Source organism: Halomonas campaniensis, assembly GCF_014193375.1.
Taxonomy (GTDB): Bacteria; Pseudomonadota; Gammaproteobacteria; order Pseudomonadales; family Halomonadaceae; genus Halomonas; species Halomonas campaniensis.
The window spans coordinates 83,867-95,999 of sequence record NZ_JACHZF010000005.1; the positions used below are offsets into that span (position 1 = coordinate 83,867).

10 protein-coding genes and 1 other RNA gene are annotated in these 12,133 nt (G+C 73.0%); all 11 read left to right on the top strand.

All coding sequences use genetic code 11. The features are described from left to right. Positions 1-54 precede the first annotated feature (54 nt). On the top strand, positions 55-888 hold the full coding sequence (rsmI, locus tag BDK63_RS04295) for a 16S rRNA (cytidine(1402)-2'-O)-methyltransferase (protein ID WP_221202516.1): 834 nt from the start codon (positions 55-57) through the stop codon (positions 886-888). 50 nt (positions 889-938) lie between these two features. Next, positions 939-1,291: RNase P RNA component class A (gene rnpB / locus BDK63_RS04300), an RNA gene on the top strand. A gap of 60 nt (positions 1,292-1,351) precedes the next feature. Next, complete coding sequence (gene rsmH, locus BDK63_RS04305) at positions 1,352-2,308, top strand: 16S rRNA (cytosine(1402)-N(4))-methyltransferase RsmH (RefSeq protein ID WP_183330099.1); 957 nt, start codon at positions 1,352-1,354, stop codon at positions 2,306-2,308. Positions 2,309-2,318: 10 nt separating this feature from the next. After that, entirely contained in the window at positions 2,319-2,642 is a 324-nt protein-coding gene (gene ftsL, locus BDK63_RS04310; RefSeq protein ID WP_183330100.1) for a cell division protein FtsL, read from the top strand. Beyond that, on the top strand, positions 2,639-4,348 hold the full coding sequence (locus BDK63_RS04315) for a peptidoglycan D,D-transpeptidase FtsI family protein (protein ID WP_183330101.1): 1,710 nt from the start codon (positions 2,639-2,641) through the stop codon (positions 4,346-4,348). Before ftsL ends, BDK63_RS04315 begins: the two co-directional genes overlap by 4 nt. A 52-nt stretch (positions 4,349-4,400) precedes the next feature. Continuing rightward, complete coding sequence (locus BDK63_RS04320; RefSeq protein ID WP_183330102.1) at positions 4,401-5,924, top strand: UDP-N-acetylmuramoyl-L-alanyl-D-glutamate--2,6-diaminopimelate ligase; 1,524 nt, start codon at positions 4,401-4,403, stop codon at positions 5,922-5,924. Continuing rightward, complete coding sequence (locus BDK63_RS04325) at positions 5,921-7,288, top strand: UDP-N-acetylmuramoyl-tripeptide--D-alanyl-D-alanine ligase (protein WP_183330103.1); 1,368 nt, start codon at positions 5,921-5,923, stop codon at positions 7,286-7,288. The genes BDK63_RS04320 and BDK63_RS04325 overlap by 4 nt, the downstream gene beginning before the upstream one ends. Before the next feature lie 9 nt (positions 7,289-7,297). Next, positions 7,298-8,380 (top strand): phospho-N-acetylmuramoyl-pentapeptide-transferase, encoded by a 1,083-nt coding sequence (gene mraY / locus BDK63_RS04330; protein ID WP_183330105.1) that lies wholly within the window; start codon positions 7,298-7,300, stop codon positions 8,378-8,380. A 38-nt stretch (positions 8,381-8,418) separates the two neighbouring features. Beyond that, positions 8,419-9,798 (top strand): UDP-N-acetylmuramoyl-L-alanine--D-glutamate ligase, encoded by a 1,380-nt coding sequence (murD, locus tag BDK63_RS04335; RefSeq protein WP_183330107.1) that lies wholly within the window; start codon positions 8,419-8,421, stop codon positions 9,796-9,798. Further along, positions 9,795-11,018: a putative lipid II flippase FtsW gene (ftsW, locus tag BDK63_RS04340; protein ID WP_183330109.1), complete on the top strand. Its 1,224-nt coding sequence runs from the start codon at positions 9,795-9,797 to the stop codon at positions 11,016-11,018. Before murD ends, ftsW begins: the two co-directional genes overlap by 4 nt. Positions 11,019-11,047: 29 nt before the next feature. Continuing rightward, entirely contained in the window at positions 11,048-12,103 is a 1,056-nt protein-coding gene (gene murG / locus BDK63_RS04345; protein ID WP_183330217.1) for an undecaprenyldiphospho-muramoylpentapeptide beta-N-acetylglucosaminyltransferase, read from the top strand. The last annotated feature ends 30 nt before the right edge of the window (positions 12,104-12,133 follow it).

Consider the following 12,133-nt stretch of genomic DNA (forward strand, 5'->3'; position numbering starts at 1 on the left):
TTGTGTCAGGAGCTTGCCGTGGAGCCGCCAGTGTCAGACTCGAAGTCAGGTGTATTGTACGTGGTCGCCACGCCGATTGGGAATCTGGAGGACCTGAGCCCCCGGGCCGCCCGCCTGCTGGGTGAGGTGGCGCTGATCGCCGCCGAGGACACCCGCCATACTGCCGGGCTGCTTCGCCACCTGGGGCTCTCGGTGCCGATGCTGTCGCTGCACGAGCACAACGAGGCGGCCCGGGTGGAGCAGCTCGATGCCCGCCTGGCCGCCGGGGAGGCGCTGGCGCTGGTGTCCGATGCCGGCACGCCGCTGATCAGCGATCCCGGCTTCGTGCTGGTGCGCGAGCTGCGTGCCCGGGGGCGGCGGGTCGTGCCGGTGCCCGGCCCCTGTGCCCTGGTGGCGGCACTCTCGGCGGCCGGCCTGCCCACCGACCGCTTCGCCTTCCAGGGCTTCCTGCCGGCGAAGGGGGCGGGGCGTCGTGGCCGCCTGGAGACGCTGGCCGCGCGCGAGGAGACCCTGGTCTTCTACGAGTCCCCGCACCGCATCCGCGACACCCTGGCTGACCTGGCCACGGTGATGGGCGATCGCCGGGTCGTGCTGGCCCGGGAGCTGACCAAGACCTTCGAGACCTTCCTCGATGGCAGCGCCGAGGCGCTGCTCGCCCGCATGGAGGTCGACCCCGACCAGGCCCGCGGCGAGTTCGTGGTGATGGTGGCCGGCGCGCCGCCGCGCCAGGAGGACGAGGCGGCGGTGGTGGAGGGCGAGGCGCTGCTGGCGGCGCTGCTGGCCGAGGGCGTCGGCGTCAAGCAGGCGGCCTCGGTGGCCGCGCGGGTGCTGGGCGGCGCCAGGAAGGCCTGGTACGCCCGTGCCCAGGCCCTCAAGGATGCGGGTTGAGCCGCGATCAGGCATTGAGGGGCCTGCGGGGCGCTGTTATCCTTGCCGCGGGAGTCGGCCAGACAGTCGCCGCCGGAGTGATCCGGGGGAGGAAAGTCCGGGCTCCACAGGGCAGAGTGCCAGGTAACGCCTGGGCGGCGCGAGCCGACGGAAAGTGCAGCAGAGAGTAGACCGCCTACGTCTCCCTCGGGAGGCCGGCAAGGGTGAAAGGGTGCGGTAAGAGCGCACCGCGCGCCTGGCAACAGTGCGTGGCACGGCAAACCCCACTCGGAGCAAGACCAAATAGGAACCCCATGGCGTGGCCCGCGTCGGGTTCGGGTAGGTTGCTTGAGGGCCGCGGTGACGCGGCCCCTAGAGGAATGACTGTCCACGACAGAACCCGGCTTATCGGCCGGCTCCCCCCGATTTCCATCCCTGAGCGTCCGGCCCGGTGCCGTCCCGCCAGTCGCCGATCGAGAAGCGCATGACGTCATCCGCACCCGACACTCCCCCCCGCGGCTATCGCCATGCCAGCGTGCTGCTCGACGGTGCCGTCGAGGCCCTGATCCATGACCCCGACGGCGCCTACCTGGATGGCACCTTCGGCCGCGGTGGCCACTCCCGCGCGATCCTCGACCGCCTGGGGCAGGGCGGGCGGCTGCTGGCCATCGACCGCGACCCCCAGGCCATCGCCGAGGCGGCCGCCATCCATGACGATCGCTTCACCATCGAGCGGGCCGAGTTCGCCCGCCTCGGCGAGATCGCCGAGCGCCACGGCCTGCACGGCCGCCTGTCGGGCATCCTGCTCGACGTGGGGGTCTCCTCGCCGCAGCTCGACGACCCGGAGCGCGGCTTCAGCTTCCTGCGCGACGGCCCGCTGGACATGCGCATGGATCCCACCCAGGGCGAGAGCGCGGCGGCCTTCATCGCCCGGGCCGGTGAAGATGAGCTGGCCCGGGTCTTCAAGGAGTATGGCGAGGAGCGCTATGCCCGCCGGCTGGCCAGGGCCATCGTGGCGCGACGCAGTGAGCGACCCTTCGCGCGTACCGCCGACCTGGCCGAGGTGGTCAAGGCGGCACACCCTGCCTGGGAGAAGCACAAGCACCCGGCCACCCGGGTCTTCCAGGCGCTGCGCATCCGGGTCAACGGCGAACTCGAGCAGCTCGATGCGGCCCTGGAGGCCGCCCTCGAGGCCCTCGCCCCGGGCGGCCACCTGGTGGTGATTAGCTTCCACTCCCTGGAGGACCGGCGGGTCAAGCGCTTCATTCGCCACCACGTGCGCGGCGATACCCACCTGCCGCGCGGGGTGCCGATCCGCGACGACCAGCTCGAGCGGCGTCTCGAGGCACTGGGCAGGGCGCAGCGTCCGACCCCGCAGGAGGTCGACGAGAACCCGCGTGCGCGCAGTGCGGTGATGCGGGTGGCGCGCAAGCGGCACTGAAGGAGGCGACATGGTTCAGGGACGACCATCGACAACCGGCTTCGGGTGGCCGCCTGGCTTGCGGCCCGGTCCCCGTCTGGTGGTCGTGCTGGTGCTGCTGGCGGCCTGCCTGGCCAGTGCCCTGGCGGTGATCACCGCCAGCCACCTGACGCGCGAGCAGTACGGCCGCCTGCAGCAGCTGGAGCGCGAGCAGCAGCAGCTGCAGACCGAATGGGGCCAGCTGCTGCTGGAGGAGAGCGCCTGGTCCTCCCCGGCGCGCATCGAGCGGCTGGCCATGGAGCGCCTGGAGATGCGCCTGCCCGACGTCGATGAAGTCGAGGTGATCCGGCCATGAGCACCGAGGTCCGCAGCGGCGTGACGCCGCGCCGCCCACCGCCGATGGCGCCCATGGGCGGGCTGCGCTACGGCCTGATGCTGCTGATCGTGCTGCTGGCCCTCGGCCTGCTCGCCGGGCGCATCGTCACCCTGCACGTCCTCGACCGGCCCTTCCTGCAGGGGCAGGGCGATGCCCGCACGCTGCGCACCGATACCCTTCCCGCCCACCGCGGCATGATCGCCGACCGCCACGGCGAGCCCCTGGCCATCTCCACCCCGGTAGTGACCCTGTGGGCCAACCCCCAGGACGTTCCCGAGGACAGCATCCAGCGCCTCATGCTGGCCCGGGCCCTGAACCTCCCGCTGGAGGAGCTGGAGGCGCGCCTCGAGCGCTTCGCCTCGCGGGAGTTCATGTACCTGCGGCGGCAGATGACCCCCCAGGCGGCCCAGCAGGTGCTCGACCTGCGCGTCCCCGGGGTGTACGCCCAGAACGAGTACAAGCGCTACTACCCGTCGGGGGAGGTGGCCGCCCAGCTGCTCGGGGTCACCAACGTCGACGATACCGGCCAGGAGGGGCTGGAGCTCGCCTACCAGCCCTACCTGGCCGGCACCCCGGGGCAGCGGCGGGTGCTCAAGGATCGCCGCGGTCGCCTGGTGCGCGACCTCGAGGTCCTGCGCGATGCCCGGCCCGGCGGCGAGCTGACGCTGGCCATCGACCAGCGGCTGCAGTACATGGCCTACCGTGAGCTGAAGGCGGCGGTGGCCGAGCACGACGCCGATGGCGGCGTGGTGGTGATGATGGACGCCCGCAGCGGCGAGGTGCTGGCCATGGCCAACCAGCCCTCCTACAACCCCAACAACCGCGCCGGCCTCGACCCGCGGGGGCTGCGCAACCAGGCCATCGTCGATGTCTTCGAGCCCGGCTCGGTGATGAAGCCCCTGGCCATGGCGGCGATCATGGAGAGCGGCGAGTTCCCCCGCGACGTGGTGGTGGACACCTCGCCGGGGTGGATGCGCATCGACCGCTTCACCATCCGCGACATCCGCAACTATGGCGAGCTGGACCTGGCCGGGATCCTCGAGAAGTCCTCCAATATCGGCATGTCCAAGCTGGTGCTGGAACTCGACGACCCGCTGGTCCCCGACCTCTACCGCCGCCTGGGCTTCGGCCAGAGCCCCGAGACCGGCTTTCCCGGCGAGTCCACCGGCACCCTGCCGGCGCCGGTGCGCTGGTCGCGCAGCCAGTGGGCCGCGCTCTCCTACGGCTACGGCCTGTCGACCTCGGCGCTCCAGCTGGCCAGCGCCTATACCGCCCTGGCCAACGGCGGCGAACGACTGCCGCCGTCGCTGCTGCGGCTCGATGCGCCGCCGCCGGGCGAGCGGGTCATCGACCCGGCGGTGGCCCACGACCTGCTGCGGGTGATGGAGGCCTCGGTGCAGCCGGGCACCGGGGCGCGACGCGCCATGGTGCCCGGCTACCGTGTCGCCGGGAAGTCCGGCACGGTGCGCAAGACCGGCTCCGCCGGCTACGTGCAGGACGCCTACCGCAGCCTGTTCGCCGGGATCGCGCCGGTCTCCGACCCGCGCATCGTCACCGTGGTGATGATCGACCACCCCCGCGGCGACAGCTACTTCGGCGGGGCCGTGGCGGCTCCGGTCTTCTCGCGCGTCGTCGGCAGCGCCCTGCGCCTGCTCGACGTGCCCCCCGACCAGCGCAGCCGGTGAGGCCCGCCATGTTCCCTCGCCGCTGCCCTTGCCACGACAGGAGACGCCTTCCATGCAGGTGAGTGCATCGCACCTGGCCGCGACCCTCGAACGCCTCTGGCCCGGCGCCGCCGGGGAGCTCCCCGCGCTGCCGGCGGGGCCACTGACGCTGACGCTGGACAGCCGCCAGGCCGGCCCGGGACGCGTGTTCGTGGCCGTGCCCGGGGTCGCCGCCGACGGCCGCGACTTCATCGAGGCGGCCCTGGCCGCCGGCGCCTGCCTGGTGCTCTGCCACTCGGGCGACGCCCGGGCCCGCCCCGACGACCCGCGCGTGCTGGCGCTGGATGGCCTGCGCGAGCGCCTCGGCGAGCTGGGCCGCGCGCTCTTCGCCGTGCCCGAGTCCCTGGAGCTGATCGGCGTCACCGGCACCAACGGCAAGAGCTCGGTGACCCACTACATCGCCGAGCTGAGCCGGGCGCTGGGCGTCGAGGCGGGGCTGGTCGGCACCCTGGGCCACGGCCGCCCCGGCGCCCTGGCCGCCGGCGGGCTCACCACCCCGGGGCCGCTGGCGCTGCAGGCCATGCTGGGCGAGCTGGCGGGCGCGGGGGTGCGCCGGGTGGCCATGGAGGTCTCCTCCCACGCCCTGGAGCAGGGACGCCTCGACGGCTGCCGGGTGCGTGCCGCGGTGTTCACCAACCTGACCCGCGACCACCTGGACTACCACGGCAGCATGGCGGCCTATGCCGCGGCCAAGGCGAGGCTGTTCCGCCGCGACGAGCTCGAGCTCGCGGTGGTCAACGGCGATGACCCGCTGGCCCGGCTGATGCTGGCCGGCCTGCCGGGTGGCCAGGAGGGGCGGGTGCGGGTGCTGGCCACCGGGGAGGGCGAGGCGGTGACCTTCCGGGTCATCGACTGGCACCCCCACGCGACCGGCCAGCGCGCGCTGGTGGCCACCCCCGAGGGCGAGCGGGTGCTGGAGGCCGCCCTGCTCGGGCGCTTCAACCTGGATAACGTGCTGCTGGCCATCGCCACCCTCTACGGGCTGGGCCATCCCATCGACGCGCTGTTCACCGCCGCCGCCGGCCTGGCGCCGGTGCCGGGGCGCATGGAGCCGCTGGTGCGGCCCGGCGCGCCCACCGTGGTGATCGACTACGCCCATACGCCCGATGCCCTGGACAACGCCCTGGCCGCGCTGCGCGACCACCTGCCGCTGGACGGGCGGCTGTGGTGCCTGTTCGGCTGCGGCGGCGACCGCGACCCGGGCAAGCGACCGGAAATGGCCGCCGCCGCCGAGCGTCACGCCGACCGCCTGGTGGTGACCGATGACAACCCGCGCGGCGAGGCGCCGGGGCGGATCCGCGCGGCGGTGCTCGCCGGGCTCTCCGCGGCGGCGCGGGGGGCGGCCCTGGAGATCGACGGCCGGGGCGCGGCCATCGCCCGGGTGCTCGCCGCGGCCGGTGACGACGACGTGGTGCTGATCGCCGGCAAGGGGCACGAGACCTATCAGGAGGTGGCCGGCGTGCGCCACCCCTTCTCCGACCTCACCGAGGCCGAGCGGGCGCTGGAGCGACGCGCGACGGGGGAGGGGGCGTCATGAGCCGCTGCGGGCTGGCCACCCTGGCCGAGGTGGCCGAGGCGCTGGGCCTTGCCGCGCCGACGGAGGACCTGGCGATCGGCGAGATCGTCACCGATACCCGGCGGCTGGCCCCGGGCAGCCTGTTCGTGGCGCTCAAGGGCGAGCGCTTCGATGCCCACGACTTCCTGGGCCAGGCCCGGGAGGCCGGCGCCGTGGCGGCCCTCGTCGAACGCCCCGTGGACGACCCGCTGCCCCAGCTCGAGGTGGCCGATACCCGCCTGGCGCTGGGCCTGCTCGGCCGGGCGCGGCGGCGCGCCTGGGGCGGCCCCCTGGTGGCCGTCACCGGCAACAGCGGCAAGACCACGGTCAAGGAGCTGCTCGCCGCGCTGCTGTCGTGCCGCGGCGCCACCCTGGCCACCCGCGGCAACCTCAACAATGACTTCGGTGCGCCGCTGACCCTGCTCGAGCTCACGGTGGTGCACCGCCAGGCGGTGGTGGAGCTGGGGGCGAACCATCTCGGCGAGATCGCCTGGACCAGCGTGCTGGCCGAACCCCGGGTGGCGGTGATCACCAATGTCACCGGCGCCCACGTGGGGGAGTTCGGCGGCATGGGCCGGATTGCCCAGGCCAAGGGCGAGATCCTCGCCGGGCTGCCCGCCGACGGCGTCGCGGTGCTCAACCGCGACGATGCCTTCTTCGCCACCTGGTCACGGCTGGCGGCGCCCCGCGAGGTGCTCGACTTCGGCCTCGCGGACGGGGCGCGGGTCACGGCGTCGGCGCTGGCCTGCGACGACCTGGGGCGCTATGCTTTCACGCTTGTCGTCGACGGCCGCGAGCAGGGCCGGGTGCAGCTCGGGCTGCTGGGGCGCCACAACGTGGCCAATGCCCTGGCCGCCGCCGCCGCGGCGCTGGCCATGGGGCTGTCGCCCGCCGAGGTGCTGGCCGGCCTGGCCGGCGTGACGCCCCTGCCGGGACGCCTGTCAGCGGTGGCCGGCATCAACGGCTCGCGACTGCTGGATGATACCTACAATGCCAACCCCGGCGCGGTGAAGGCGGCGCTCGACCTGCTGGTCACGCTGCCCGGGCCGCACTGGTGCCTGCTGGGTGCCATGGGGGAACTGGGAGAGGCCTCCGACCGGCTGCATGCCGAGATCGGACGCTACGCGCAGGAACTGGGGATCGACTTCCTCGGCACCCTCGGCGAGGCGGCGACCGCCGCCAGCCGGGCCTTCGGCGAGGGCGGGTGCCATTTCAACGATCGGGAGGCGCTGACGCGCCACGTCCTCAACCATCTGCCGCCCGGCGCCAGCGTGCTGGTCAAGGGGTCGCGCAGTGCCGGCATGGAAAGGGTGGTAGCCGCACTGCGTACGGATGCATCAAGGTGAACGCGATACATGCTGCTTTATCTGGCTGATTTCCTGGCGCAGTTCTTCAGCGCCTTCAACGTCTTCAACTACCTGACCCTGCGCATGATCCTGGGCACGCTCACGGCCCTGGTGCTCTGCTTGTGGCTGGGGCCGGTGATGATCCGCCGGCTGGTCGAGCGCCAGATCGGCCAGGCGGTGCGCGACGACGGCCCCCAGTCACACCTCTCCAAGGCGGGAACGCCCACCATGGGCGGGGCGATGATCCTGATGGCCATCGCCGTCAGCACACTGCTCTGGGGCGATCTCGCCAACCACTACGTCTGGGTGGTGCTGGCCGTGACCCTGGGCTTCGGGGCGATCGGCTGGGTCGACGACTATCGCAAGGTGGTGGAGAAGAACCCCCGCGGCCTGCCGGCGCGCTGGAAGTACTTCTGGCAGTCGGTGATCGGCCTGGCCGCCGCCCTGCTGCTCTACGTCACGGCGGCCTCGCCGGTGGAGACCAGCCTGATCGTGCCGCTGTTCAAGGACGTGGTGCTGCCGCTGGGGGTCTTCTACGTGGTGCTGACCTACCTAGTGATCGTCGGCAGCTCCAATGCGGTCAACCTCACCGACGGCCTCGACGGCCTGGCGATCATGCCCACGGTGCTGGTGGCCATGGGCCTGGCGGTGTTCGCCTACGCCAGCGGCAACGGCGTCTTCGCCAGCTACCTGCAGATCCCCTTCATTCCCGGGGCGGGGGAGCTGGCGGTGTTCTGCGCCACCATCGCCGGCGCCGGGCTCGGCTTCCTGTGGTTCAACACCTACCCGGCCCAGGTGTTCATGGGCGACGTCGGGGCGCTGGCGCTGGGCGCCGCGCTGGGCGTGGTGGCGGTCATCGTGCGACAGGAGATCGTGCTGTTCATCATGGGCGGCATCTTCGTCATGGAGACCGTCTCGGTGATCCTCCAGGTGGGCTCCTACAAGCTGACCGGCCGGCGGATCTTCCGCATGGCGCCCCTGCACCACCACTACGAGCTCAAGGGGTGGCCCGAGCCGCGCGTCATCGTGCGCTTCTGGATCATCACCGTGGTGCTGGTGCTGATCGGCCTGGCCACCCTCAAGGTGCGCTGAACCTGGCACGTCGTCACGCCTCGGGCAAGGAGCTGTTCATGGTCAAGGTGCCGAAGGGCGTCACCCTGGTGGTCGGACTCGGGCTCTCCGGGCGGGCCATCTGCCGCCACCTGTCCCGCCAGGGGGTGCCCTACCTGGTGGCCGATACCCGCGCGGTGCCGCCCGGCAGGGACGACTTCCTGGCCGCCCACCCGGGCATCGAGCTCCACTGCGGGCCGCTCACCGACCTGGACCTCAGCGAGGTGGAGGAGGTGGTGCTGAGCCCGGGGATCGATCCGCAGACCCCGGGGCTGGCCGAACTGGCCGGCCGCACCCGCGAGGCCACCGGCGACCCCCTGCTGGTGGGCGAGATCGCCCTCTTCGTGCGCGCCTGCCATGCGCCGATCGCCGCCATCACCGGCTCCAACGCCAAGTCCACCGTGACCACGCTGGTCGGCGAGATGGCCCGCGAGGCGGGGGTGCGCGTGGCGGTAGGCGGCAACCTGGGCACGCCGGCCCTGGACCTGCTGGCCGATGCGCCCGACGCGGACCTCTACGTGCTGGAACTCTCCAGCTTCCAGCTCGAGACCACGCCGCGGCTTGGGGCCGAGACCGCGGCCTTCCTCAACCTCTCCGAGGACCACCTGGATCGGCATGGCGACATGGCCGGCTACCGCGCCGCCAAGCTCGGCATCTTCCGCGGCGCGCGCCACGGGGTGGTCAACGCCGAGGACCCAAACACCTGGCCCGAGGAGCGGCTGCCGGCCCAGGACCGCTTCACCACCCGGCCCCCGGAGGCGGGGGAGTGGGGCATCGGCCGCTACCGGGACGCCGACTGGCTGATGCACGGCGACGCGCCGCTGATGCCGGCGGCCGAGGTGCGCCTGGCCGGGCGCCACAACCAGGCCAACGCCCTGGCGGCGCTGGCCATGGGGCACCGGCTGGGCCTGCCGCTGCCGGCCATGTGCGCGGTGCTGAGGCGCTTCCCGGGCCTGCCCCACCGGGGCGAGCTGGTGGCCGAGGCCGGCGGGGTGCGCTGGATCAACGACTCCAAGGGCACCAACGTCGGGGCGACCCTGGCCGCCATCGCCGGGCTCGGTCCGACCCTCGAGGGCAAGCTGATCCTGCTGGCCGGCGGGGTCGGCAAGGGGGCCGACTTCCGCCCCCTGGCCGAGCCCCTGGCCCGCTACGGCCGCGAGGCGATCCTCTTCGGCGCCGATGCCGAGCGCCTCGCGCGGGCGCTACGCGGGCACCTGCCGCTCAGCGAGGTGGGGGAGCTCTCCGCGGCCATGGCCCGGGCGGCCCGGATCGCCGAGCCCGGTGACTGCGTGCTGCTGTCGCCGGCCTGTGCCAGCCTCGATCAGTTCGCCAACTACCAGGAGCGGGGCGAGGCGTTCCGCTCCTGGGTGCAGCGCCACGTGGCCCGGGAGGTGACATGAAGCGCCTGGCCCGCCTGCGCGAGCGCCTCTCCACCCGCGACCAGCCCTTCGACGGCTGGCTGCTGACGGCGGCCCTGGCGCTGATGCTGATCGGCTGGGTGATGGTCACCTCGGCCTCCTCGGAGGTGGCCGCCAGCCTGACCGGCAACGCCTGGTACTTCAGCATCCGCCACGGCATCTTTCTGGTGGCGGCCCTGGTGGCCGCCGCCCTGGCCCTGCGCGTGCCCCTGGTGTGGTGGAAGGTCAACGGCCCGCTGCTGCTGCTGGTGGGTATCGCCCTGCTGGTGCTGGTGCTGCTGGTGGGGCGCGAGATCAACGGCAGCAAGCGCTGGATCTCGATCCCCGGGGTGCCCTTCAACCTCCAGGCCTCCGAGGTGGTCAAGCTCTGCCTGATCGCCTATATGGCCGGCTACCTGGAGCGCTTCCTGCCCCAGGTGCGGCGCCAGTGGGGGGCCTTCCTGCGCCCGCTGCTGGTGATGGCGCTGATCGGGGTGCTGCTGATCCTCGAGCCCGACTACGGGGCCGTGGTGGTGATGACCGCCTGCGTGATGGGCATGCTGCTGATGGCCGGCGCCCCCTGGGGTCGCTTCCTGCTGCTGGCACTGCTGGTGGCGGCCGGCGGGGCCCTGCTGGCGATCGCCGAGCCCTACCGGCTGGCGCGCCTGGCCAGCTTCGCCGACCCCTGGGCGGACCAGTTCGCCAGCGGCTACCAGCTGACCCAGGCGCTGATCGCCTTCGGCCGCGGCAGCTGGCTGGGCATGGGCCTGGGCAACAGCGTGCAGAAGCTCTTCTACCTGCCCGAGGCCCATACCGACTTCGTCTTCGCGGTGCTCGCCGAGGAGCTCGGCCTGTTCGGTGCCATCGGCGTGGTGGGGCTCTTCGCCCTGCTGATCTGGCGCGCCATGGCGGTGGGGCGTCGCGCCGAGCTGGCCCGGCTGCCCTTCGCCGCCTACCTGAGCTATGGCATCGCCCTGGTGATCGGTGCCCAGGCCTTCATCAACATCGCGGTGAGCACCGGCATGCTGCCCACCAAGGGCCTGACCCTGCCGCTGCTCAGCTACGGCGGCTCGAGCCTGCTGGTGAGTGCGGTGATGATGGCCCTGCTGCTGCGGGCGGACATCGAGACCCGCCAGGCCGTGCGACGGGCGAGCCCCACCGCGCCGCGGGCCGGCGAGCGCCGTCCCGACACCCGACCCCAACCCCAAGGAGTCCCGAAGTGAGCCAGCATCCGCAACGTCGTGCCCTGATCATGGCCGGAGGCACCGGGGGCCACGTGATACCGGCCCTCTCGCTGGCCCGCGGCCTGGCCGCGGAAGGGGTGCGGGTGGAGTGGCTGGGCAGCCCCCGCGGCATCGAGAACCGCCTGGTGCCGGAGGCCGGCATCCCGCTGCACCGGATTCGCGTGGCCGGGCTGCGCGGCAATGGCCTGGCGGGCTGGCTGCTGGCGCCGATCAACCTCACCCGTGCCGTCTGGCAGGCGTGGCGGATCATCCGCGCCTACGACCCCCAGCTGGTGGTGGGCCTGGGCGGCTTCGCCAGCGGCCCCGGCGGCCTGGCGGCCTGGCTCGCCGGCCGGCCGCTGGTGATCCACGAGCAGAACGCCGTGGCGGGCCTGACCAACCGGGCCCTGTCGCGCCTGGCGCGACGGGTCTACGCGGCCTTCCCCCAGGCCTTTCCCGGCCGCGGCGAGGTGGTCGGCAACCCGGTGCGCGCCGAGATCGCGGCCCTGGGCGAGGCACCGCGGTTGGCCGAGGCGATGGCCGGGCGCCGGCTGCGCCTGCTGGTGGTGGGGGGCTCGCTGGGGGCCCAGGCCCTCAACGAGCGGCTGCCCGAGGCCCTGGCCCGACTGCCGGAGGCCGAGCGTCCCGAGGTGCGTCACCAGGCCGGTCGCGACAAGGACGCGGCGACCCGCGAGGGGTATCGTCGGCACGCGGTCGAGGCCGAGGTGACGGCCTTCATCGATGACATGGCCGGCGCCTACGGCTGGGCGGACCTGGTGGTGTGCCGTGCCGGGGCGCTGACCGTGGCGGAACTGGCCGCGGCGGCCAGGCCGGCACTGTTCGTGCCCTTCCCCCATGCGGTGGACGACCACCAGACCGCCAACGCCCGGGCGCTGGTGGAGGAGGGGGCGGCCGAGCTGCTGCCCCAGACAGAACTCAGCGCGGCGACGCTGGCCGACCGGCTGGCGGCGCTGCTCGATCCCGACACACTCGCCGCCATGGCCGCGCAGGCGCGGGCCTGCGCACACCTCGACGCCGTCGAGCGCCTGGTGGCCGGCTGCATGGAGACAGGTTTTGAGCGATAGCACGTCACGGCCGGTACCCGGCCAATCCCT